Source organism: Bifidobacterium sp. N5G01 (assembly GCF_002742425.1).
Lineage (GTDB): Bacteria > Actinomycetota > Actinomycetes > Actinomycetales > Bifidobacteriaceae > Bifidobacterium > Bifidobacterium hominis.
The window spans coordinates 509,217-533,976 of sequence record NZ_NJNP01000001.1 but is presented as its reverse complement, the minus strand read 5'-3'; the positions used below and the strand labels follow the sequence as shown (position 1 = coordinate 533,976).

Here is a 24,760-nt window from a genome sequence, read left to right as displayed (position 1 = left end):
GAGTATGCTGGACTCGATAATCCAAAGCGTGGGGGTTCATGCCGTCATGCCCAGGGAAAAGACGAGGTATCACGAACATGGTTGCACGATGAGAAGGAACAAGCTCGCCGTGAATCAGTAGCGGTCGCGCTCGTATGCGCGCGGCCCAAGATAGGAGAAATTGAGTGCCGAAAGCACGCGTATATGAACTTGCCAAGGAACTTGGCGTTGACAGCAAGACTGTTTTGAACAAACTTGAGGCGATGGGCGAATTTGTGAAGTCTGCATCGTCCACCGTTGAACCTCCGGTTGCCCGTAAGCTGAGGAATGCTTTCGCTTCCAACGCGAAGGGCAACGCATCCGAATCCAAGAAGCCTGCGGCTCCGGCCAAGAAGCCTGCGGCTCCGGCCAAGAAGCCGGCTGCCCCCGCAGCTTCGCCCACTCCTGCGCCTCGCGCCACCCCGGCTGCTCCCGCGGCATCCGCGGCAAAGCCTTCCGCTCCAAAGCCGGCACGTCCTACCGCATCCAAGTCCGAAGCTCCGAAGCCCGGGCAGCGTATGCCTCGTCCGGGTGATTCCCGCCAGCATGGCAATCGCGCCAACGGCAACGCCCCGCGTCCGCAGGGCGAACGCCGTCAGGGCGGCAAGCCAGCTCCGGTTCCGGGACCTCGCGCACAGCGCAACAATACCAATGCTTCGCAGGGCGGCAATGGCAACAATGCCGCCAATGGTGCGAAGCCGCACACTCCGGGTCCGCGTCCGGGCAACAATCCGTTCAGCCGCAAGCAGGGCATGCACACCCCAACACCGGGTGACATTCCGCGTCCGCATCCGATGAACCGTCCGAACGCCAACAACAATGGCGAAGGCCGTCGTGGCGGCCGCCCGGGGCAGGGTGGCGGCCAGCGTGGTGGTTTCCGCGGTCGTCCGGGTCAGGGCGCCGGTGCGAAGCCGGGCCAGTGGGGCCAGCATCGTCCGGGGCAGGGTGGCGGCCAGCGCCCTGCAGGCGGTGGCAACCGTTTCGGTGGCGGTTCCAATGCCAACGGCGGCGGTTTCCAGGGCGGTAATAGCGCTCCGAGCAACGGCCCAGCACGCGGCGGCGGTCGCGGTCGCGGCGGTGCTGCAGGCGCATTCGGACGTCAGGGCGGCAAGTCCTCGAAGGCCCGTAAGAATCGTCTGGCAAAGCGTCAGGAATTCCAGGAGATGAAGGCCCCGGTCATCGGCGGCGTGCGCATTCCTACTGGCAACGGCCAGACCGTTCGTCTGCGTCAGGGCGCATCCCTCGCCGATTTGGCCGAAAAGATCAACGTCAATCCGGCTGCTTTGGTCACCGTGCTCTTCCATCTTGGTGAGATGGCCACGGCAACCCAATCCTTGGACGAGTCCACCTTCCAGATCCTCGGCGAGGAAATCGGCTGGGATATCAAGATCGTGTCTGCCGAAGAGGAAGACAAGGAGCTGCTGCAGCAGTTCGACATCGACTTGGATGAGGAAGAACTGCAGGAGGATGAGGATCTGAAGCCGCGTCCGCCGGTCGTTACCGTGATGGGCCACGTCGATCATGGTAAGACCCGACTGCTCGACACCATCCGCCGTACCAACGTCATCGCACGTGAGGCCGGTGGCATCACCCAGCGTATCGGTGCATACCAGGTGACCGTCGATCTTGAGGGCGAACCGCGTAAGATCACGTTCCTTGATACCCCAGGCCACGAAGCCTTCACCGCCATGCGTGCCCGTGGCGCCGAGCTCACCGACGTCGCGATTCTTGTGGTCGCGGCGGATGACGGCGTGATGCCGCAGACCGTGGAAGCCATCAACCACGCGCAGGCAGCCAACGTGCCGATCGTGGTAGCCGTCAATAAGATCGATAAGCCGGGAGCGAACCCCGACAAGGTCCGCGGCCAGCTCACCGAATACGGTCTCGTGCCGGAAGAATACGGTGGCAGCACCATGTTCGTCGACATTTCCGCCAAGCAGGGCACCAATGTCGACAAGCTGCTCGAAGCCGTGCTTCTTACCGCCGATGCTGAGCTTGATCTGCGTGCCAACCCGGATATGGACGCTCGCGGTGCCACCGTGGAAGCTCGACTCGACAAGGGCCGTGGTGCCGTGGCGACCGTGCTTGTTCAGTCCGGTACGCTGCACATCGGCGACTCCATCGTCGCTGGCACCTCCTACGGACGTGTCCGCGCCATGCTTGACGAGAACGGCAACCATATGAAGGAAGCCGCGCCGTCCACTCCGGTGCAGGTGCTTGGCTTGACCTCCGTGCCGACCGCAGGCGACCTGTTCCTGGTGGCCTCCGACGACCGTACCGCACGCCAGATCGCCGAGAAGCGTCAGGCCACCGAACGTGCCGCCCAGCTGGCCAAGCGTCGCAAGGTCGTGTCTCTGGAAAGCCTCAAGGAGCAGTTCGCCAAGTCCGAAGTCGACATGCTCAACATCGTCATCAAGGGCGATTCCTCCGGTTCTGTCGAAGCGCTGGAAGATTCCTTGATGAAGATCGAAGTGTCCGACGAGGTCGGCATCCAGGTGATTCACCGCGGCGTCGGCGCCATCACCCAGAACGACGTCAACCTGGCTACCGTCGACAAGGCCGTCATCATCGGCTTCAACGTTCGCCCGAACCGTCAGGTGGCGGATCTGGCCGAACGTGAAGGCGTGGAAATCAAGTACTACTCGATCATCTACAAGGCCATCGAAGACATCGAGGCATCCCTCAAGGGCATGCTCAAGCCGGAATTCGAAGAGGTCGTCACCTCCCACTCCGAGATCCGCGAAATCTTCCGTTCCTCCAAGTTCGGCAACATCGCGGGTGTCATGGTGCAGGACGGCGAAGTCAAGCGCGGTACGAAGTGCCGTATTCTGCGCAACGGCATCGCAACCGTCAACGATCTTGAGATCTCCTCGCTGCGTCGTTTCAAGGACGACGTCACTTCCGTCAAGGAAGGTTACGAAGCGGGTATCAACCTCGGTTCGTTCAACGATATCGAGCTTGGCGATATTATTGAGACCTTTGAAATGCGGGAAATCGAACGTAAGTAGTCGATTGATTCGAACCAACGATCGATAACAGGAAAGGAACGCCCACAGCTGACATACGGCTGCGGGCGTTCCGCGATACAACAAGAACTTATTTCAAAAACTAAGCTGATACATTCATCTGATTGAAGGACGATAATGGCAGGAACCAATCCTCGCGCCGCACGTATCGCGGCGTTGATCCAACGTGTGATCGCATCCTCCATGGAGGCGCAGCTGCACGACAAGCGTCTCGCAAACGTGACCATCACCGAAGTGCGTGTGACCAATGATCTGCAGATCGCCAAGGTCTACTGGACCCAGCTTGGCCGTGAAGGACACGAGCAGGGTGAACGTCGCCGCGCACAGCAGGCGTTGAACCAGGCCAAAGGCCGTCTGCGTTCCCTCGTGGGCACTAAGGCCGGCTTACGCCTGACTCCGCAGCTCGAATTCGTGTTTGACGAGGTGCCGGGCGAAGCACATGAGATCGAAGATATTCTCGCCATCGCGCGCAAGCGTGACGAAGAGCTCGCCAAGACCCGCGAAACCGCGCAGTATGCGGGCGAAGCCGATCCGTACAAGCATCCGGAAGAGGATGATGACGATGATTTCGACGATGACGACGTCGAAGTCGAAGATTGGGACGATGACGAAGAAGCCTGAACATTCCGGTCTGCTGGTCATCGACAAGCCGCAGGGCGTCACCAGCCATGACGTGGTCGCGGCCGTACGCGGCGCCCTGCATATGAAGCGAGTCGGGCATGCGGGCACGCTCGATCCGATGGCCACCGGCGTGCTAGTGGTCGGATTCGGCAATGCCACGCGACTGCTCAACTACATTGTCGACCATAACAAAACGTATGAGGCCACCATTCGCCTTGGGCAACGCACCACCACGGACGATGCCGAAGGCGAGCTGCTGCCGGGGGAGCGGACAGCGAGCTTTCCCTCGCGTCAGGCCGTGGAACAGCTGATCGCAGAACGGTTCACAGGGCGTATCGAACAGGTACCGAACGTCTACTCCGCCATTAAGATCAACGGCCATCGCGCCTACGATCTGGCGCGCGAAGGCAAGGACGTGGAGCTTAAGGCACGCCCTGTGACCATCGAAGAGTTCAACGTGCGGCAGGCGCGTTACGGCTACACGCATAGCGATCATGCCGGCGCGGAACTTGCTGGCGCAATCGTGGACGAGACGGCAGGCGATGGATGGATTGCCGACACCGCACTGCATGAAGACATGCAGCCCGTTATGGAACTCGACGTGACCGTGACCTGTTCCGCAGGTACCTACATTCGCGCGCTCGCACGCGATTTAGGTGAGGAACTCGGGTTGGGAGGCCATCTGACGATGTTGAGACGCACGCGCGTCGGCAGATTCTCGGTGGATATGCCCAACGTCATGAGCGCCCACGCTGAATCCAAAACATTCACCAATCGTGAAGGCACGGAAGTGACGCGCAATCGTGCGGTACTTGACGATGCCGATCATGCGCTCGATCATGCGCTAGATCCCGTGGCCAGTGCCGCGGCTTCCATGAGTATGCTGGCCGTCAGCGAGCAGGAGGCGGCCGACTTGCGTTTCGGACGCAGAATCGCACATGACATACATACGACCACGGCGGCGTACGTTGAGGAAACCAACGATTTGGTCGCCATCCTTGAACGTGCGAAACGTGGTGAGGCCAAACCGGTCGCGGTATTCAACTGAACCATCCAATCAGACAACAGACACGAATCCATACACAAGAAGGACATGATGAAGACAATCACGCTCACGCCTGATGCCAGTGGCATGGTGGATTGGCCTACACTGAGCAACGATAAGAAATCCGTGGTGACCATCGGTTCGTTCGATGGCATGCATCAGGGCCATCAGGCGGTGATTCGCCGCGTGGTGGAAGTCGCCAAGAAGGAACAGTCCTTCTCCGTGGTGGTGCTGTTCGATCCACGCCCCGCTTTGGTACACGGTTATGCGGCGAAGAACGGTGGTCAGGAGCCGCCGACCGGTATGGCTGACACGCAAGCGCTCACCAGCATGCAGGAGCGTCTTCGCACCATCAACAAGCTGGGAGTGGATTACACGCTCATCGTGCACTACACACTGGCATTCGCGGCGAAATCATACCGATTCTTCCTCGGTCAGATGGTCGGCAAGCTGGGTATGCGCGCCTTGGTGCTCGGTTCCGACGCGGCCATGGGTGCGAATCGCGCCGGAGACGTGAAAGCCATTGAGGATCTCGCGCTCGCTACTGGTGTGTTCCAGCTTGAAGTGGTTGATGATCGAGGTCCCGGAGAGACCCGCGTGCCAGCCAATGCCCAACCGGTTACGCCGACCGGCCATGGCGAGCCGGCAGACCCGCTGGAAGGCGCTTCCAAGGCGGAACGCCGCGCATGGAGCAAGAAGAACCAAGCCAAGCTCGTGCGTGTGTGGAGTTCCACGAATGTGCGTTACCTGCTTGGCCGGGGACGCATCAAGGACGCCGATGCGATTCTGGGGCATCCGCACGCCGTGGAAGGCATTGTGGTGCACGGCGAGGAGCGTGGACGCACCATTGGATTCCCGACGGCGAATTTGAGTGACAATGTTGCCGGTTATCTGCCGGTTGACGGCGTGTATGCGGGTTGGCTCGTTGATTTGGGAGCGAAGACTACGGAGAGCGACCATGCGGAAGCGGCGTCCGATGGTATTTCGCAACAGTTTGACTCGTCTTCCGTTGACGCCCGCCTTGCCGATCATTCGCCATATCGTTGGCCCGCTGCGATTTCCATTGGCACCAAGCCGACCTTCAACGAGGCGACCGGCATGAATGAGCGTGTGGTCGAGGCCTACGCCATCACCGACGATTGGCTTGATTTGTACGATCATCAGGTGCGTGTGGAATTCGCTGGCTTCCTGCGTCCGCAGATCAAGTTCGATTCTGCGCAGGATCTGGTCGACGAGCTGAAGCGCAATGTCGAGGAGACCAAGCGAATTACTGCCTGATACTAATCGCAGCAATAATCGCAATAATAATCACGATAATGACAGTGATTAGTGAATGCTGGTATTTTCGATAAATTCGTATCAGTATTCAAAAAATAGCGGGGTTCTTACGTGAGAATCTACGTAAGAACCCTACTAATATAGTGTTATATAATTATGGAATTACCATAAGATTAATTGCGGAAATGAGAGAAGAATTCCTTTGTTTCCGGATCTTGCGATTCATCCATGACCTCATGTGGCGTGCCGTTCTCAGCAATGATGCCATGGCGCAGCAGCACAATGCGATCGGCTGCATCATGTGCGAAGCTCATTTCATGGGTCGTCATAAGGATCGTGGTGCCCTGCTCTTTGAGTTCGGCCACCATGTTCAGCACCTCGCCCACCAGCATCGGGCCAAGCGCCTTTCCTTAATCCGTCTTCTCTGCCCACGCATTGCGTTGCAGCTGCATAAGCATAATGTATATGCTTCGCGTGTACACATGCGAAAACGGTATGTAGGGTGTGCTATCGCAACATGGCGTCAAGCGCATCCTGCAATGTGTCGACTTGAACGATCGACAATCCGGGAATCGCGATTTCCCTACGTAATGTTGGCACTACAGCGGTGGTGAAGCCAAGACGGGCGGCTTCGCGCAACCGGTATTCCAATCGCGGCACCGGACGCACCTGCCCGGTCAGCGAGATCTCACCGACCGCACATGTGGTGCGACTGATCGCCTTCGATTTCGCGGCGCTCGCCAACGCGCCCACAATCGCCAGATCGCAGCCCGGCTCGCGCGCCTGACCGCCGGCGATCGTGGAAATATACAGGTCGTTTGCCAGAAGATTGACGTTGCCATGCCGGTACAGCACCGCCACCAGCATGGCGATGCGGTTCGCGTCCACGCCATTCGCGGCACGTCTCGGCGTCGGCAGCACGGATTTGGTGACGAGCGACTGCACTTCGATGGGAAGACTGCGATGCCCATCCAATGTGAATGTCACGCACGTGCCCTCCACCGGAGTGGGATTGGCGGAATTGGAAGACGACAGAAAAAGCCCCGACGGGTCCGTCACCTCTTCGATGCCTTCGCCGCTCATATCGAAACAGCCGACCTCATCGGTGGGTCCGAAACGATTCTTCACCGCGCGCAGCATGCGAAGCGCGGTTTCGGCATCCCCTTCGAACTGGCAGACCACATCGACGAGATGTTCCAACGTGCGTGGGCCGGCAATTGAGCCGTCTTTGGTGACATGACCGACCAATAATACCGGAATATCAATCGTTTTTGCGGTGTCGATTAGGGCGCTCGCCACTTCGCGCACCTGCGTCGACCCTCCAGAAATGCCGTCGACTTCCTGCGAGACGATGGTCTGTGCGGAATCGACGATGGCCAGCGCAGGCTTGTTTTGCTCGATCAGTCCAAGCACGGTCGACAGGTCGGTGGTGGCGGCCAGTAGCAGATTCGGCTCGACTGCGCCTATTCGTGAGGCCCGCATGCGCACCTGCGCTTGCGATTCCTCGCCGGAAATATACAGCACCGTGTTGCGTTCCGGTTGTGCCGCGCAAAGACGGGCCACGTTGCCGGCGGTTTCCAGCAGCAGCGTCGATTTGCCGATGCCCGGTTCACCTGCGATGAGCGTTACGGAGCCGGGTACAATGCCGCCGCCGAGTATGCGGTTGAATTCCGTGAAACCCGTGCTGATTCTGGAAATGTTTTCCGTGCCGATTTCCGTGATGGGCTTCGCGGCGGAAGCAGGCACCGCATGTGATTGCGTGCGCGATGTGCGCCCGGGGGCTGCGGTGCGTTTCGAAGCGGCGGGACGGGCCTCATGAAATTCCTCGATGGTGCCCCACTGGCCGCATTCGGGGCAGCGGCCCAGCCATTTCGGGCCGTTCCAGCCGCATTCGGAGCATACAAATTGTGAGGACGTCTTTGCCATACCGCCGACAATACGGATATTTTGAGACAAGCGTTCGCCACGATGTTAAGGGGGGTGTTGATGCGGGAGTGCTGCGTGATTGCGTATCCCGGCTTTGAGCGTCTTACGGATGTGAAAGAATAACAGCCATGTCTAATACGCAAACTTCCTCTTCCCATGGCAAGCTGATTGTGGCTGTCGTTGCCGCCGCTTTGGTGGTTGTACTCGCTTTGGTATCCGCTTTTATTTGGCCCGGCTGGGCGTTGAACAGGGGTGACGAGGCGGGATCCCAAGGCGCCACTACCTCTCAGGGAGCGTCGCAGGGTGCCTCCGAGCCGACTACGCCGTCCATCGACGCGGTGGCTTTGCCGGATGGTGCCAGCGAACTGCTGAAGGCCATGCCTGATTCCGTACTGAATTTCGCACGTACCAAGGCCGATGCCAGCACTTCCTGGAGTGGCGCGTCTCCGGTTGAGGAGTACACGCTGACGTATTCAACCGGCACGGACGGTCAGGAAGTCACTCTTGAAGTGGCACAGTGGTCCCAAGACGAGGATGCGCAAAGCCAGTACGACAATCTGACCGGCGCTATGACCGGCAAGGAGCTGGGCAGCGGCAATGTGAAGGTTTCCGGTGAGGCTACCGGCGCCTACAGTGCCAAAACCGATCCGAACGATGAGACCAAGGCCATTGCCGTCTGGCGTAACGATACCGTAGTGTTCCAAGCCACTGGTGCCAAGGATTCGGTGCAGCGCTTCTACCAGCAGTTTCCGCTGTGACATTTGGTGGTCGGATACTAGACTCGCATGATGCACGCATGATTCTGTCGTGTCCTATGAGGGTTGTGGTTGATCTGATTTTCCAATAAGAAGGTGCGTGCTTCCACCATGTGAATGCGGTTGTGCGCGTTCGTCCCCGAAGCAGTGTAGTATTGGGCAAGTTGCAAACTTTTACCCTTTGAGTTTAAGAACGGAGGCTGAGATGGGCTCGGTCATCAAGAAGCGCCGCAAGCGCATGAGCAAGAAGAAGCACCGCAAACTGCTTCGTAAGACTCGCCACCAGCGCAAGTAGTCTTCAGGCGCGGTTGAAGCGTCGCTTAAACAAAATCCCGCATATCTTTTCTGATATGCGGGATTTTTGCATATCTCAAGGAAATAAACGAAAATCACGACAACGAAGTCACAGGCAAAATGCAACATCAAAGTCAATAAATGCAAATGAGGCTGTGCGTTCGATGTGAACGCACAGCCTCATAAGGGTTCGCGGAACTTCCTCTACTGCTCTAATCTCACTTGTTGGAGTTGGTGAGCACGCGCGGGCCGTTCGGATCGCCTACGATGACCTGATCCACCATGTGCAGGAACAGGCCGTGCTCCACCACGCCGACGGTGTTGATGAGGTCTTCGGCCAGAGCTTCCGGGTGTTCGATGCACTCGAGGTGCAGGTCGACCACATAGTTGTTTTCGTCGGTACGTACCGGATGACCTTCGGCGTCGAGGCGCAGCACCGGCTTGTAGCCGCGTGCTTCGAACTTCTTGACGACCTGGCCTGCGCCGAACGGAATCACCTCGACCGGCAGCGGGAACTTGCCAATGGTGTCGACGACCTTGGATTCGTCCACGATCCACACGATCTTGTTGGAGTTGGTGGCCACGATCTTCTCCCACAGCAGGGCAGCGCCGCCGCCCTTGATGCCGTTGAAGTTCTTGTCGACCTCGTCGGCGCCGTCAATGGTCACGTCGATGTGATCAACGTCATCGATGTCGACGATCTTGATGCCGTAGCCTTCGGCCTGCTCCTGGGTGCGGCGAGAAGTGGTCACGCCGGTGAACTCCAGGCCTTCCTCCTGCACGCGGCGACCGAGCTCGTCGACCAGGAAACGCACGGTCGAGCCGGTGCCCAGACCTGCGATCATGCCGTTCTGAATCAGCTTGGCAGCTTCGATGCCGGCTGCTTTCTTCAATGCGTCCTGCTGTGCCTTGTCCATGATCCTCCTTCGATATGGGGTTAAGACCGTCTCCATATTATCGGATGTGTTGATTTTTGTACGTTTGTCGACATGTCTTGGCCGATGATGTGCGATCAATTGCTGGCAAATGTTTTCACGAGGTGTTTCACGCGCTTTTTTGGATGGGGATATGGGTTTCGGTGTGCGATTCCGCTAATTGTGTTTGACCGCGAACGGCGCGTCCTCCAATACCAGTGTGCCATCGCCCTGCACATACCCTTCCACCGCGATGTAGCCGCAAATACGGCGGAGTCCGCCGTCGAACGTCGGACTGGAATTTGGCGGGGGAGTGAAACGAATGGTGCCCGACACCGACAGTCCCGAAGGGCTTTTCCGGCGTGGTTGCTGGGATTGTTGCGGTTGCGTCGCCGATTGTGGTGCGCCTGCTTGCGATTCCTGTGTTTCTGGTGATTTCAGGGAGTCGACGATTTCATCAGACTGCGTCGCCGATTGCTCGGATTGCGTTGGCTGCGCCGTTCCGTCGGATGCATTTTCTGCGTCTTCACGCGGGAAATAATCCGTTTTGATCAGCATTTCCGCATATGATTTGTGCGGTGCAGTGGTGTCGGATGGCGTGGAGTCGGACGTCGCGGTGTCGGATGGCGTGGAGTCGGATGCGGTCGTGGCAAGCACGGTGGTCGGTTCCAGCATTTTGTCGGATTCTGCCGTCATTCCGTTTGGGGGCAACGGCAACGTCGCCTCGTCGGGTGCGGGGTATCCTTCGGACTCCACCAGCATGTCCGCTATGGAACGCGGCCGCGGTTCCGGATCGGACACACCTATCAGACCGTCGGCCAGAGAGCCGCCGGCGGATTCGCCCTGTCCACGTCCGATATGGTATTCGTCCGAAGTGATCTTGCCGTCGAGCAGCATCTGGGCGTCGTCGGGAACATCGGTGCCTTGCGAGTATTCGGAAGCCAGCAGCGATTGCCAGCCCTCCAAGGGAAGATATCCTTCGCGAACCTTCGAACGGCAATCGCCGGCATAAGTGCGCGCAAGCTCATCCACCTTCTCGTTGCCCGCATTGCCGGCATGGCCCTTGACCCATACGAATTTCACCGATCCAGGACGTTTGGAAATCTCGGCGTCGATTGCGCGAATCAAATCCGCGTTCTTCACCGGCTTCTTCTGCGAGTTCTTCCAGCCGTTCTTCTTCCAGCCATGTACCCACGTGGTGGAACAGTTGATCGCATACTGCGAATCGGTTTCGATCACCAACGGTTCGGAACCGGGATGCGCGCGCAACGCCTCCAACACCGCGCACAGTTCGCCGATCTGGTTGGTGCCGTTCGTTGCTCCACCGGCGTCGCAATCACCTTCATGGTGGTGTCCCGGCTTGCCGCCCGTCGCGAGTTCGTGATCGGCCCAACCCCAACCCATCGGACCATTCGGATTACCCAAAGCGGAACCGTCTGTAGAAACCGTAATCGTCATGTCTCTACCCTACGAAAGCCGCAAGACGCCTATCATACGGAGCGAATCGCGTCTGACGGGCGAACAGTCAGTCATCCAAACACAGCATGACGGAAGTGCGGAACGGTGTGCCATCATAATCGAACGACGTCGTGCCGTGATGCCGTTTGCATGGCTTCGTTTGAAATATTCCGTGCACATGACGGCCATCGGTTGGCGTTCGGCGTCATAGTCTTCGACGATGGCGATGCGCATTGTTCACCTCCCATGCAGATTTCCCATGCAGATTGGCGGGGCCTCTGGGCTGAGCGTTGCGTCGTCATCAGTCAAGCGGAATGCGAAGCGGGGCAGTAGGAAGACGGTCGCGTGCGCTTCATGCCAGAATTTGACGTTTCATGCCATATTGCGATTCGTATTTGGTTGATTTGTATTTGGCTGGATATGCGAGAAGCCCACCTTCTTCTCGAAAAAGAAGGCGAGCTTCCCGATGGATTTTACGAATGATTGGCGAACGGCTGGATTATGCCGATTCGCCAATCATCACTCGGCCAGGGCTTTGTCCACGACTTCGGTGGCTTCGGCGAGCACCTTGTCAAGAGCCTCCGGGGATTCGAAGGACTCAGCGTACACCTTGTAGATGTTTTCGGTGCCGGACGGGCGTGCCGCGAACCAGTTGTTCTCGGTGGTGACCTTCAGGCCTCCGATCTTGGCGTTGTTGCCCGGAGCCTCGGTGAGTTTGGCGGTGATGTCTTCGCCGGCCAGCGTGGTGGCAGCAACGTCGTCGCCGGAAAGCTTGGCGAACTTCTGCTTCTGCTCCAGCGTGGTAGGCGTGTCGATACGCTTGTACCAGCTTTCGCCGAAGCGCTCCACCTGCTCCTGATGCAGCTGTGCCGGGTTCTTGCCGGTCTTGGCGGTGATTTCCGCAGCCAGCAGGTCAGGGATCAGACCGTCCTTGTCGGTGGTCCATACGCGGCCGTCCTTGCGCAGGAAGCTCATGCCGGAGCTCTCTTCGCCGCCGAAGGCGACTTCACCCTTGAACAGCGGATCAACGAACCACTTGAAGCCGACCGGAACCTCAACGAGCTTGGCGTCGATGGAAGCGGCCACGCGGTCGATCAGGGAGGAGGAGACCAGCGTCTTGCCGATGCCGGCGCCTTCCGGCCAGCCCGGGCGATTGCCGCCGAACAGATACTCCACGCACACGGCGATGTAGTGGTTCGGATTCATGACGCCCCAGTTCGGGCATACGATGCCGTGGCGGTCGGCATCCGGATCGGTGCCGCCGACCAGATCGTACTTGTCCCAAGCGCCGTTGTTGAGGGAGTCCACGAGGCCCTTCATTGCGTACGGTGAACTCGGATCCATGCGAATCTTGCCGTCGTGGTCGATGGTCATGAAGCTCCAGGTCGGGTCGACCTGCGGGCGCACCACGTCGATGGTCAGGTTGAACTTCTCGTTCATCAGCGGCCAGTAGTTGACGGAAGCGCCGCCGAGCGGGTCGATGCCCAGGCGCACGCCGGAGGAACGGATTGCGTCGAAGTCGATGACGTTCTCCAGATCGGCGACATAGTGCTCACGGAAGTCGAAACGTTCGACCAGGTCGGACTTGACGGCCTGCTCGAACGGAACACGCTTGATGTTCTTGAAATCGCCGAGCAATTCGTTGGCGCGGTCGGCGATGGCGTTGGTGACGTCCGCCGGAGCCGGGCCGCCGGTGACCGGGTCATACTTGAAGCCGCCATCGGTCGGCGGGTTGTGCGACGGGGTCACGACGATGCCGTCGGCCAGGCCTTCGCCGGTGAAACGCTGCGTGCCGTCCGCTGCGCGGTTATGGGTCAGGATGGCCTGAGACACAACCGGGGTCGGAGTGAAGTCGTCTCGGGAGTCAATGCGCACGGTCACGCCGTTGGCGACGAGCACTTCGATGGCGGTCTTCCAAGCTGGCTCGGACAGGGCGTGGGTGTCGCGGCCGATATACAGCGGGCCGGTTACGCCAGCCTTCTTGCGATATTCGGCGATGGCCTGGGTGATGGCCACGATGTGGGCCTCGTTAAACGAGGTTTTCAGGGACGAGCCACGATGTCCGGAGGTGCCGAAGGAGACACGCTGCTCGGGAACGTTGGGATCGGGGACGACGTCATAGTACTTGCCGATGACCTCGTCGACATTGATTAGATCTGCTGGGGTGGCGGGCATTCCCGCATTGTTTGCAACCATAGCCACTATTCTGCCACGCTTTTGCTGCGAATGTGCGTAATTGTCCCATTATGTGCGATGAATACGTTATCTGTTTATTGCATGTTTGGATGTAAATATAAGAATTTTCGCTAGTGATGGATTGTGTTCTCGGTTGATTTGCGCAATGTCAGATGATGGTGTATAGTTCTGTGCTATTCGACTGAAGCAGGGTTGCTAGTCAACATAATGACGCAAGACCTGAGATGTGGCTTAACCATAGCCATATCTCAGGTCTTTTTTGTTGCCCGAAGCAGTGTTGCTTGGATCGAATCGGTTGTAAGGGAAAGAAAGGAAAACAGGATGGCTGGCTCACTTGCATCGCAGATCATCACTGCAATCGGTGGTCCTGAAAACGTTCGCAGCCTGACGCATTGTGCCACTCGGCTGCGCTTTGAATTGGTTGACGCATCCAAGGTCGACCAGAACGGTCTCGAGCACATGCAAGGCGTGCTCGGTGCGGTGCCGCAGAGCGGTGACCGTTTCCAGGTCGTCATCGGCGGTGGCGTTGCCACCGTGTACGAAAACATCATGCATCTGCCTGAAATGGCCGGTGTCGGTGGTGCCTCCGCATCCAGCGATGGTCAGAAGAGCAATGCCGACGTCAAGGCCGAAGCCCGTTCCAAGGCTCGCGGCAAGGTGGCCTGGCTGGACTCCTTCTTCGAGTATCTCGCCGATTCCTTCCGCCCGATTCTGGGCGTGCTGCTCGGCGCTTCCATCATCATCGCGCTGGTCAATCTGCTTATTTCGCTTAACGTTATTCCGAATGACGAGGCCTCCGCAGGCTGGGTGTTCGTGAAGGCCATCTGGAAGGGTGTGTTCTACTTCCTGCCGATCATGGTCGCCTACAACGCGGCCAAGAAGCTTAAGGTCGACCCATGGCTGGGTGGTGCCATCATGGCCATCCTCATGACCCCGCAGTTCACCGGCTTGATGGACGCCAAGACCACCACGTGCGTGGAGAATGCCGCGCTGGGCACTAAGTCTTGCACGGCCAGCATATTCGGTCTGCCGATGGCATTGAGCGACTATTCCGGCAACGTGTTCGTGCCGCTGCTCATGGCTGCCGTACTTGCTCTCGTCTACCACGGGCTGAAGAGGATCATCCCCGAAAGCGTCCAGCTGGTCTTTGTGCCGTTCTTCTGCCTGATCATCGTTGGCGCACTGACCGCCTTCATCATCGGTCCGATTGGCGTGTGGGTCGGCAACGGTCTCGGCGTCGGCTTGGCCTGGATGAACACCCATGCTCCGTTCATCTTCGCCATCATCATTCCGATGCTGTACCCGTTCCTCGTACCGCTCGGTTTGCACTGGCCGCTCAACGCCCTGATGCTCATGAACATCCAGACTCTCGGTTACGACTTCATCCAAGGCCCGATGGGCGTGTGGAACTTCGCCTGCTTCGGCGCTACGGCTGGTGTGCTCTTCCTTGCTGTGCGTGACAAGGACAAGGACATGCGCCAGACCGCTCTGGGTGCGCTCGCGGCCGGCCTGCTCGGTGGCGTTTCCGAACCGTCCCTGTACGGCATTCACCTGCGTTACAAGCTCATCTACAAGCGCATGCTGGTGGGCTGCGGTCTCGGTGGCGTCGTCATCGCCATCCTTGGTTGGCTCTTCCCATCCGTCACCGCCGCCGGCCAGACCGTGCATGGCGTGACCACCACTGCCTTCGCATTCACCTCGTTGCTGACCATTCCGGTCTTCAATCAGATGTGGGTGTATGCAGTGTCCATCGCCGTGTCCTTCCTCACCTCCTTCCTGCTGATCATCACCTTCGACTACCGCACTCCGGAGCAGAAGGCTGAAGTGCTGGCCCGCAAGTCCGCCAATCAGAAGGACGCTGTCTCGTCGGTCGAAGCCAAGGGCGCCGCTCCGGCTGCTGCCACCGCGACTGCCACTGCTGCCGCTACCAAGACCGAAGCCCCGGCTGCTGCTGCCGCCACCGACGAAGTGAACGCTCCGGTCGCAGGCCATGTGATCTCCCTGGACGAAACCGGCGATCCGGTGTTTGCATCCCGCGCACTAGGCGAAGGCGTCGGCATCCAGCCGGCAGACAGCACTGTCGTAGCGCCGGTATCCGGCGTGCTGCAGACTGTCGCCGAAACCGGTCACGCATTTGGCATCAAAACCGATGATGGCGTGGAAGTGCTCGTGCACGTCGGCATCGACACGGTGAAGATGAACGGCGAAGGCTTCGATGTGAAGGTCAAGGCCAACGAACACGTGAACGCGGGGGACACCCTCGTTGTCGTCGACTTTGATAAGGTTAAGGAAGCTGGATACAGCACCACCACATTGATGACGGTGCTGAACACAGTGGCCTTCGCGTCCGTCACGCCAAAGACCGGCGTCGACGTCAAGGCCGGTGAGTCGGTGATCGACATTCAGCGCTGACCAATCGCATAGTCGGAAGGGACCGGCATGGACGTTCTTCGCGTATTCAACAATAATGTCGTACTGGCAAAAGACGGCAATAGTGAGGTGATTCTCACTGGTCGAGGCATAGGCTTCCAAGCCAAGCCCGGCCAGCATGTTGACGACGCGAAGATCGTCCGTCGGTTCGTTCCCGCAGATGGCAAGGATCCCGACCATATGGCCCAACAGGTGGCCGGGATCCCGCCCGAAATCATTCGTCTCGTTACGGACGCCATGAACCGCACAGGTCTGAAGGAACAGGCTGACAGGCAGCCTGCATTGGTTCTGGCGTTATCCGACCATGTTTGCGGTGCGATTCGTCGATCGCAAAACAAGCAAACAATCGAATATCCACTGGAAGCCGAAGTGCGTTCGCTCTACGCGAGTGAATACGCCAAAGGCAAAGCTCTGGTCGATGCGATGAACACGTACCTGGGCGGCGCCCTGCCGGATTGTGAAGCTGTGGCTTTGGCCTTGCATCTGGTCAATGCAGGCTTCTCCACCGGAGATCTTTCCGCCACATACACCATGACCGGCGTCATCCAGCAAATGCTGACGGTCATCGAAGGCTATTACGGCATCAACCTTGACCAGCGCAGCGTCAATGTGGCGCGTTTCATTACGCATCTGCGCTATCTTTTTGTGCGCATCCACCAACATGAACAGCTTGATGACGAGCCTGAACCAATCGTGGAATCCATCAAAACCTCATATCCGAAAGCATCGGATTGCGCGAACAAACTCGCGATCATCATCAAAATGCGACTGAATGCAAGTCTTTCGCAAGCGGAAATCGCCTATCTCACCTTGCATATCGCACGAGTGACTTCTCATGCGGCGGAATCGCATGAGAATGACAATATCAATGCATAATATAAATAAAATGCATAATCATCGTAATGAATAATTATCGATAATTACGGTTAATAGTTACTGATTTACATTGGCAGTATTGGCTTCGTGCGCTTCCGGCACACGCACGCACAACGACTTACGTTCCACGCTGAAACGAATATGCTGCGTTTCGGGAAGCATATCGCCGTCAACCTGCGCCAAAACAGGCTTCTCCAACTTGATTTCCGCGCTGACGCCCTGAATCTGGTCAACCGTGGAATTCGTGGAAAGCGGACTCTGCTGTGCCTTGCCGGTAATCGTCTGATGCAGCACATCGCCAAACAGATTCGCCCAACCGATCAAACCGCCGGACGTGTCAATAATCTCATAATCGAGGATGCCATCATCGTATACGGCGTCGGGCATGAGTGAAAACACCGGAATCTGACCGCAATTGCCAGCCATGAACGTGCGGAACGTCAGTCCGTGCGTGGTGTGCGTGCTGCCATCCGTGCTGGTGATGGTCACGTCGCCCTTGTGCTTCGGGGCGAACAGATTCTTCACGCCCGACACGAAATAGGCGAGCCAGCTGATGTTCTTCTTCAACTCAGGATCGGTGTCATCGATCATCACCGCATCGAATCCGATACCTGCGATAATAAGGAACGCATGGCCATGATCGGCGGTTTCATCATCGAGCAACGTCAAACGGCCGACATCTATCAAACGCGAGCCGTGAGACGTTGCAACGGTCAACGCCGCATCGATATCATCCACGGGAATGCCCATATTGCGGGCAAACAGATTGCCGGTGCCAATAGGGATGATGCCCAGCGCGTGGCCGGTTCCCGAAAGCGCGCTCGCCACCGTGCGCACCGTGCCGTCGCCGCCAACCGCGACCACTACATCGGCGCCATGCTCCAACGCTTCTAACGCGCAGGCGCGACCATCCTTATCAAGCTGTGTTTCGATATATTCGATCTGCGTAAGATGCTTCGCTTCGCAGAACTCCTGAATATGCTGTTTGCGCTGTTCCGCTTGGGGCTTTGACGGATTGATCACGAACGCATAGTGCACCTGATCGTCGTCGCGCTTGTCGAGCTGCTTGGCAAGCCTACGGCGCTTATATTCGCGCACCGCGAAAAAGACGGACGTGCACACCGCTGCGACCGCAAGAACGACAATCACAATGATAACTGGCATAGGCATGTCACCTATTGTTCACGTAAGACGCGAAAAAAGCGAATCAAGCACGATTTATTCGACGATTCCTGCACGTTGTATGCAAAAACGAGAGGCTTGCGGCGAGTGTCGGCTTTCGGCACTAGTCTAGGAATCATGCTTGATATCCAATTCATTCGTGAACATGCTGACGTTGTTAAGGAATCCCAGCGCAAGCGTGGCGAATCGGTCGAACTGGTCGACGAGGTGCTGCGCTCTGACGAGGTTCGTCGTTCCTCTCTGAAGGAATTTGAGGCTGCACGTGCGCAGCAGAAGGAAATTGGCAAGAAGGTCGCCGCGGCTCCGGCCGACGAAAAGGCCAAGTTGATTGCCGAAACCAAGGAACTCTCCCAGAAGGTTTCCGAATACAAGGCCGCAGCGGACGCCGCAGCCGAAAAGTACACCACCGCCATGTGGAAGCTCTCCAACGTGGTTGAGCCGGAAGCTCCGGAAGGCGGCGAAGACGATTACGTGGTGGTCAAGAAGGTTGGCCAGATCCGTGATTTCGCAGCTGAAGGTTTCGAACCGAAGGACCACCTGACCCTCGGTCGCGGCGTTGCCGGCATTGATATGGAACGTGGCGTGAAGGTCGGCGGTTCCCGCTTCTACTTCCTGCGCGGCCAGGTGGCCCGCATGCAGATAGCCATGCTCACCATGGCTGTGGACCAGGCCGAGGAGCATGGCTTCACGCTGGCCATCACCCCGACGTTGGTGCGTCCGGAAGTGATGCGCGGCACCGGCTTCCTCAACTCCCACGCCGACGAAATCTACCGTCTGCGTGAACCTGACGAGCAGTACTTGGTCGGTACCTCCGAAGTGGCGCTCGCAGGTATGCACGAGAACGAGATTCTCGACCTGTCCAACGGTCCGCTGCGCTACTGCGGCTGGAGCTCCTGCTACCGCCGTGAAGCCGGCGCCGCTGGCAAGGATACTTCCGGCATCATCCGCGTGCACCAGTTCGACAAGGTGGAGATGTTCGTCTACACCAAGCAGGAGGACTCCTACAAGGAGCATGAGCACCTGCTGGCCATGGAACAGGAGATGCTCGGCAAGGTTGAGGTGCCGTACCGCATTATCGACACCGCTGCCGGCGATCTGGGCTCCTCCGCGGCTCGTAAGTTCGACTGCGAGGCTTGGGTTCCGACCCAGGGCCGCTACCGCGAGCTGACCTCCACCTCCAACTGCACCGAATACCAGGCGCGTCGTCTAAACATTCGCGAACGTATGGAAGATGGCGGTACCCGCGCCGTTTCCACGCTGAACGGTACGTTGGCCACCACCCGTTGGCTGGTTGCTATCCTCGAGAACCACCAGCAGAAAGACGGCTCCATTGTCATCCCGCAGGCCATGCGTGCCTACATGGGTGGCAAGGAAGTCATCGAGCCTACCAAGTGGGAAGCCTGATAGAGTTTGGGTTTGCTTGGCAGAGTCTGATAGCTTGGATTGCTCGGTTGAGTTTGGCGACTCGGGTTTGTTTATCGGTTCCACTGAGTTGCTCAGCTGCTGAACTGCCGAAGCGGACTTCTGAAATGCGAAATACGGAAGTCTGAGGATGTCTGGCATTTGGCACTTGCTGATTTCTGGCTTTTCTGGCTTATGGGAAGGGACTCGCGGTTGAGCGGGTCCCTTCTTTTTTGTTTTTACCGCATTCTTCCTTTATTCTTGCTCGCTTTCTTCCCCTCGTTCTTTGGGTTGTGCTATATTAGCGTTTCGTGCGTGATGCACATGGGTAGGTGTCTGAGCGGTCTAAAGAGACGGTCTTGAAAACCGTTGAGGTGCAAGCCTCCGCGAGTTCGAATCTCGCCTTACCCGCCTACAAGGCTTACTGAGAGCGCTCTAAGCACCCGGTAAGCCTTTTTGTTGCTGCAATCCGGGTAAACTCCACCCAAGTTCGGTTCAGTTCTGCCCAAGCCCCAATTCTTCCACCCACTGGAACAATCTCCCCGCTGACGGTCCTGTGAGCGTACCGATTCTTCCAGTGGGTGGAGGATTTGGGTCGCTGGGGTGGTCTGTGGCGTACTGATTCTTCCAGTGTCTGGAGGATTCTTCCCGCTGGGGAGCCGATATGAGTCCATTTTCTTCCAGTGGGTGGAGGATTTGGGTCGCTGAGGGGGTCGTGAGCGTCTGTTTTTCTCCAGTGTCTGGAGGATTTGGGACGCTGGGGTGGTCTGCGGCGTACCGATTCTTCCAGTGGGTGGAGGATTTGGGACGCTGGAAGAAAACGCGTCGATACTGGAGAAAACCGCGGATTCGGTCTTTCTTTTGTCCGAAAGACACAGCTTTGATGCAGATGGGGAGCTTGTGGAATATGTTCGATCATTTCTTGATCCGAGCCATTTCACCATGCATGTCACTGTTGGAGAAAGGAGTTTGCGTTGAGTTTGCAGGTGAGAGAACGGGCTATGGGGGCCATGGCTGGACTTGCGTTGGGCGATGCGTTGGGAATGCCTACGCAAAGCATGTCAGCCGAGCAGATTCGCCAGTATTACGACGGTCCGATTACGAAACTTATGAATGCCGTGCCGCAGCAGCCAATCGCACCGAATATGAAAGCTGGTGCCGTCACCGATGACACGGAACAGGCTTTCGTACTCGCACAGCGACTTATCGACGATAACGGCTGCATTGATAACACCCGATATGCCCACGATCTGCTGCAATGGGAAGCTGCGATGAAGGCTAAGGGATCGCTTGACCTGCTGGGACCTTCTACCAAAGCAGCGCTGCAAAAACTCACCGAAGGCGTAAGTTTGGAAGAAACCGGCCGATTCGGCACCACCAACGGCGGTGCAATGCGTGCCACGCCGGTGGGCATCGCATTCCGTCCCGGCCAAGCGCTCGCCGACGCCGCCTGGCGATCCTGTGTGGTGACGCATAACACGGTGCAGGGCATTGAAGCGACCACTTTGGTGGCTGCGGCGGTGAGCTTTGCTATTGAAGGAGAACGTGACTTTTTGCACCTCGCGGTGGAATTCGTGCAGAAGCTTTCGCAGCGTGGCAATTGGTCGGCAAAGGCTTCGGTGCTTGCGCGCGTGCAATATTTCATGAATTGGGCCGAAACTGATGGATGCAGACTCAATGACGACGAATTCGCTGCTGTGCTGCAATGGGATTGTGGTACCAGCGTGGAGTCGAACGAGTCCGTGGCCGCCGCTTTCGCCATTGCGGCGCGCTTTTTTGACGATCCCACGCATGCTTTGTGTTTCGCGGCTTCTGTCGGTGGTGACACTGACACCATTGCGGCTATTGCGGGTGCGATGCTGGGGGCGTGGCATGGTATGCAAGGTTTCGACAAAACCATGCTTGATCAGGTGCTTTCACAACTTGCTGAAGATAATCACCTTGATTTAGTCGGCACTGTTACGTCACTAAGCGCGTTACGTGATGATAGTGCGCTTAATGATGCAGATATCGTTTGATCTGCAGGAGCCGTGGTTGGCGAAACTATGACGAAAGTGCGAAAGACATTGCAATGACTGGAAAAGTTATTTCTCTTGGACAGGTTATTGTCGATTTGACCATGAATGTGGACGCGGTGCCGCGTGCGGGTGAAGATGTGTTCGCCGGCAATGTGCAAACGCAGGTTGGTGCCAGCTTCAACACGCTGTATGCCGTTCGCCGCATGGGCGTTAAGGCGTTTCATGCTGGTGTGATTGGTACGGGGCCGTGGGCTTCGCAGATTCTACAAACGTTGGAAAATCAGGGAATTCAGCATATTGGCAAGCGGGATGCCGTGCGCGATTCGGGATTTTGCGTGGCATTGACCGATGCGAATGCTGAACGGACGTTTATTTCGACGAGAGGCGCGGAAGCATACGGCAGTGTCGATGCGTTTGATTCTGTGAATCCAGAAAAACAGGATGTCGTGCATGTGAGCGGATACACGTTGGTGCATCACACGGCGGACGCACTGCTTGCTTTTATGAAAAGAACGGCTGAACATCGCGAGTTCACTGCGGTATTCGATCCTTCTCCGATGATCGCGACAGTTGATGATGACGTTTTTCGCGCGATGCTCGCATATCGTCCGATATGGTCGTGCAATGAACGTGAGGCAATGTTGATTGCACGACGTTTGGCGGCGCTCGATAATGGTAATTCTTGCGATTGCAAGGTTTCGCAAGATATTTTGCAAGAGATTGAGAACGCGAATGTCAATGAAGAGACGGTTGCGTGGCTGTGCGATCGATTGCGATCTTCTGTAATCGTTCGCGTGGGTGCAGATGGTGCGTGGTTGGCGATTCCCGGTGGCGAAGTGCTGCGAATTCCAGGTTTTCCAATGAAGGCGGTGGATACCAATGGCGCCGGTGATTGTCACACAGGTGTGCTGTGCGCCCTGCTGTGCGAAGGCGTGCCGTTGAAGGATGCTGTACGTTGCGCCAATGCCGCTTCGGCGTTGGCTGTGACGCGGCGAGGGCCAGCTACCTGCCCTGATCGAAAGGAGGTTGAGCGGCTTCTGGGAGGATCGTTCTAAGACTTATAGTACAAATGACTATAAGTGGTTATATCATGTGCACAATTGCGCTGATGTGGCGTGCATATAGCCTGCCCGCAGTGTCGCACGGCAGATTCAAGGAGATTAGTTTCACATGAGCAATGAGAAAGGAACCCTCTCCATCGAGGAGCAGGGCATCGACACCATATCCGAAGAGGAGCGTAAGGGCACGCCGGCCAGCCTGTTCTGGCCTTGGTTCGCCGCCAACATCTCCATGTTCGCCATGTCGTACGGTGCGTGGGCGCTTGGCTTCGGCATTTCATTCTGGCAGGCCACCGCCATGACCATCATCGGTGTGGTCGTCTCGTTCCTGCTGGTCGGCATCATTTCCATCGCAGGCAAACGCGGCAACGCGCCCACCATGGTGCTCACCCGCGCCACGTTCGGCGTGGAAGGTGCCAAAGTGCCGGCGGCGTTGAGCTGGATCGCAACATTGGGCTGGGAGATTTCACTGACCACCACCGCTGTGCTGGCGCTATCAAGCACCATCGAAAAACTCGGTTGGGGCTCTGGCGCCGCGCCCAAGATCATCTCCACCATTGTGGTGGTAGGCCTTGTGGTGGTCGCAGGTATTTTCGGATACGACCTGATTATGCGCTGCCAGCAGGTCATCACCATCGTGACCGGTGTGATCACCGTCGGCTTCTTCATTCTCGGCTGGGGACATATCGACTTTTCCGCCATTAACTCGGTTCCTGCGGGATCATTGCCGGCCATGCTCGGCTGCTGCTTCTTCGTGATGACCGGCTTTGGCTTGGGCTGGGTGAACATCGCTGCCGATTACTCGCGCTATCTGCCACGCAAGTCCTCTAATGGCGGCATTGTGTTCTGGACCACGTTCGGTGCGTCCATCGCCAATGTGTTCCTGATTTTCTACGGTCTGCTGCTGGCTGTTTCCAATGCCGATATGGCTGAAAACGTTGGAAATGATCCGATTGGCGCCATTGCTTCCATTCTGCCGACCTGGTACTTGATTCCGTACACCATTGTGGCCGTGCTCGGTTTGATGTCCGGCTCCATTATGGACAATTATTCCAACGGGCTTGCGCTGCTGTCGTTCGGTGTGAAGCTGCCGCGTACCGTGGCGGCCGCGTTCACCGCGGCGCTGACCGTGCTTGGCGTGGTCTATGTAACCTTCTTCTCCGATACGTTCATCGGCCCGTTCCAAGGCTTCCTGACCACCCTCGGTGTGCCGATGGCCGTATGGGCCGGCATGTTCGTGGCTGACGTGATCATTCGCAAGAAGGACTACAGCACTGCGGATCTGTACGATTCGAAGGGTCGCTACGGCGCGTGGAACGGCAAGTCTTTTGCCATTCTCATCGTTGGTACCGTGCTCGGCTGGGGGTTGGTGGTCAACACTGCTGCCAGCTGGCTGAACTGGCAGGGTTATCTGCTGTTCCTCATCGGAGGCAAGGACGGTAGTTGGGCCGCCGCCAACCTCGGCGTCATCGTCGCATTGGTCGTTGGCCTTGCGGGCTCATTGATTTTCCAGCGCGGTGATATCGCCAAGCAGGAAGCCGATTTGCCGGTTTCGGAAGTTTGACAGAACACGAGTGATACGCGGAAACAATACTTAAGAAAGGAAAGGCCATGATCGCAGAAGATGAATGGCTGGTGGTCATCGATAGGCAGCGGGTCTTCGCGGAAAGCGAATGGTCTACATGGGCTTGCCCGGACAGCTCCTATCACACTACTGATGAAGCGTTCGCACGACTTGCCAAAGCGTTCGGCGATCGCGTGGTCTACACGCGATATGTCGCCCCGCAGCCGCCGCAAAACGCTTGGATCGACTATTTCAAGGACTGGCCGCAGTTTTTGGTCGCTCCGGACGACCCGATGTACGACCTCACCGCGGATACCGCGGAATTGGCGCAAGGCCATGCAGTGGTCAGTTGCGACACCTTCGGCAAGTGGGGAAGCGTGCTGAGCGAAGCCATCAAAGGCGCTAAGAAGATTACCGTATGTGGTGTCGCCACCGATTGCTGCGTGCTCACCACCGTGCTCGCCGCGGCTGACAATGGTGTAGCGGTACGCGTTGCTGCTGACGCTTGTGCAGGCAGTTCGCCAGAAAACCATCAGATGGCATTGAGCACCATGGCATTGTTCACGCCGCTGGTCACCGTTACCGACACTGACACTATTCTGAAGTAAAAAACACTACAAGCAAGCCATTTTCCACGGGGCCTACTGAAGTTTTTCAGTAAGTCCCGTTTATGCATATTGCAGCAAAACGGACTTTCAAA

The 24,760-nt window shown here is 57.5% G+C and carries 19 protein-coding genes, 1 tRNA gene and 1 pseudogene; 15 read left to right on the top strand and 6 right to left on the bottom strand.

From position 1 onward, the window contains the following. Window positions 1–164: 164 nt before the first annotated feature. From infB to ribF, 4 genes are all read left to right on the top strand, one after another. Window positions 165–3,026, top strand: coding sequence for a translation initiation factor IF-2 (gene infB / locus CE168_RS02270; protein ID WP_099570950.1), 2,862 nt, complete (start codon window positions 165–167; stop codon window positions 3,024–3,026). A 135-nt stretch (window positions 3,027–3,161) separates the two neighbouring features. Then, window positions 3,162–3,665, top strand: a complete 504-nt coding sequence (rbfA, locus tag CE168_RS02265) for a 30S ribosome-binding factor RbfA (RefSeq protein WP_039197164.1) — start codon at window positions 3,162–3,164, stop codon at window positions 3,663–3,665. After that, entirely contained in the window at window positions 3,649–4,713 is a 1,065-nt protein-coding gene (truB, locus tag CE168_RS02260) for a tRNA pseudouridine(55) synthase TruB (RefSeq protein ID WP_099570949.1), read from the top strand. The genes rbfA and truB overlap by 17 nt, the downstream gene beginning before the upstream one ends. Before the next feature lie 48 nt (window positions 4,714–4,761). Next, a complete protein-coding gene (gene ribF, locus CE168_RS02255; RefSeq protein ID WP_099570948.1) occupies window positions 4,762–5,988 on the top strand; it encodes a bifunctional riboflavin kinase/FMN adenylyltransferase in 1,227 nt (408 codons plus the stop codon). A 173-nt stretch (window positions 5,989–6,161) separates the two neighbouring features. Here ribF and CE168_RS02250 read toward each other — a convergent pair. Together CE168_RS02250 and radA are read right to left on the bottom strand one after the other, a co-directional pair. Next, window positions 6,162–6,392, bottom strand: a pseudogene (locus CE168_RS02250) (peptide ABC transporter ATP-binding protein); the annotation flags it as partial. Between the two features lie 103 nt (window positions 6,393–6,495). Then, window positions 6,496–7,914 (bottom strand): DNA repair protein RadA, encoded by a 1,419-nt coding sequence (gene radA / locus CE168_RS02245; protein ID WP_099571168.1) that lies wholly within the window; start codon window positions 7,912–7,914, stop codon window positions 6,496–6,498. A 128-nt stretch (window positions 7,915–8,042) separates the two neighbouring features. On the opposite strand from radA, the gene CE168_RS02240 reads away from it, so the two are divergent. Both CE168_RS02240 and CE168_RS02235 read left to right on the top strand, forming a co-directional pair. Beyond that, a complete protein-coding gene (locus tag CE168_RS02240; RefSeq protein ID WP_099570947.1) occupies window positions 8,043–8,672 on the top strand; it encodes a hypothetical protein in 630 nt (209 codons plus the stop codon). A gap of 202 nt (window positions 8,673–8,874) precedes the next feature. Beyond that, a complete protein-coding gene (locus tag CE168_RS02235; protein WP_004268639.1) occupies window positions 8,875–8,964 on the top strand; it encodes a 30S ribosomal protein bS22 in 90 nt (29 codons plus the stop codon). A 217-nt stretch (window positions 8,965–9,181) separates the two neighbouring features. On the opposite strand, the gene rpiA is transcribed toward CE168_RS02235, so the two are convergent. Beyond that, the gene (rpiA, locus tag CE168_RS02230; RefSeq protein WP_099570946.1) at window positions 9,182–9,880 is read right to left on the bottom strand and encodes a ribose-5-phosphate isomerase RpiA; all 699 of its coding nucleotides are present in this window, start codon (window positions 9,878–9,880) and stop codon (window positions 9,182–9,184) included. Between the two features lie 174 nt (window positions 9,881–10,054). Next, window positions 10,055–11,335, bottom strand: coding sequence for a ribonuclease H family protein (locus CE168_RS02225; protein WP_099570945.1), 1,281 nt, complete (start codon window positions 11,333–11,335; stop codon window positions 10,055–10,057). Between the two features lie 354 nt (window positions 11,336–11,689). Here CE168_RS02225 and CE168_RS09230 point away from each other — a divergent pair, with 354 nt between their 5' ends. Then, window positions 11,690–11,818 (top strand): hypothetical protein, encoded by a 129-nt coding sequence (locus CE168_RS09230; protein ID WP_272896516.1) that lies wholly within the window; start codon window positions 11,690–11,692, stop codon window positions 11,816–11,818. Window positions 11,819–11,854: 36 nt separating this feature from the next. Here CE168_RS09230 and pgm read toward each other — a convergent pair whose 3' ends face one another. Beyond that, on the bottom strand, window positions 11,855–13,531 hold the full coding sequence (gene pgm / locus CE168_RS02215) for a phosphoglucomutase (alpha-D-glucose-1,6-bisphosphate-dependent) (RefSeq protein ID WP_099570944.1): 1,677 nt from the start codon (window positions 13,529–13,531) through the stop codon (window positions 11,855–11,857). Window positions 13,532–13,852: 321 nt separating this feature from the next. Between pgm and CE168_RS02210 the strand changes: the two genes are divergently transcribed. Together CE168_RS02210 and CE168_RS02205 are read left to right on the top strand one after the other, a co-directional pair. After that, entirely contained in the window at window positions 13,853–15,943 is a 2,091-nt protein-coding gene (locus CE168_RS02210; RefSeq protein ID WP_099570943.1) for a glucose PTS transporter subunit IIA, read from the top strand. A gap of 27 nt (window positions 15,944–15,970) precedes the next feature. After that, complete coding sequence (locus tag CE168_RS02205) at window positions 15,971–16,837, top strand: PRD domain-containing protein (RefSeq protein WP_099570942.1); 867 nt, start codon at window positions 15,971–15,973, stop codon at window positions 16,835–16,837. Between the two features lie 57 nt (window positions 16,838–16,894). On the opposite strand, the gene CE168_RS02200 is transcribed toward CE168_RS02205, so the two are convergent. Then, window positions 16,895–18,007, bottom strand: a complete 1,113-nt coding sequence (locus CE168_RS02200) for a diacylglycerol/lipid kinase family protein (protein WP_180753659.1) — start codon at window positions 18,005–18,007, stop codon at window positions 16,895–16,897. A 129-nt stretch (window positions 18,008–18,136) separates the two neighbouring features. Between CE168_RS02200 and serS the strand changes: the two genes are divergently transcribed. The 6 genes from serS to CE168_RS02170 all read left to right on the top strand — a co-directional run bounded on the left by serS (window position 18,137) and on the right by CE168_RS02170 (window position 24,668). Next, a complete protein-coding gene (gene serS, locus CE168_RS02195; RefSeq protein ID WP_099570940.1) occupies window positions 18,137–19,423 on the top strand; it encodes a serine--tRNA ligase in 1,287 nt (428 codons plus the stop codon). A gap of 323 nt (window positions 19,424–19,746) precedes the next feature. After that, window positions 19,747–19,831: transfer RNA gene (locus CE168_RS02190), tRNA-Ser, on the top strand. 590 nt (window positions 19,832–20,421) lie between these two features. After that, a complete protein-coding gene (locus tag CE168_RS02185) occupies window positions 20,422–21,438 on the top strand; it encodes an ADP-ribosylglycohydrolase family protein (RefSeq protein WP_099570939.1) in 1,017 nt (338 codons plus the stop codon). Window positions 21,439–21,491: 53 nt separating this feature from the next. After that, complete coding sequence (locus CE168_RS02180) at window positions 21,492–22,493, top strand: PfkB family carbohydrate kinase (RefSeq protein WP_099570938.1); 1,002 nt, start codon at window positions 21,492–21,494, stop codon at window positions 22,491–22,493. Between the two features lie 115 nt (window positions 22,494–22,608). Next, window positions 22,609–24,060 carry a purine-cytosine permease family protein gene (locus CE168_RS02175; RefSeq protein WP_099570937.1) on the top strand — a complete coding sequence of 484 codons (1,452 nt, stop codon included), beginning with the start codon at window positions 22,609–22,611 and terminating at the stop codon, window positions 24,058–24,060. Window positions 24,061–24,107: 47 nt separating this feature from the next. Continuing rightward, window positions 24,108–24,668, top strand: coding sequence for a cysteine hydrolase (locus CE168_RS02170; protein WP_099570936.1), 561 nt, complete (start codon window positions 24,108–24,110; stop codon window positions 24,666–24,668). Window positions 24,669–24,760: the final 92 nt, after the last annotated feature.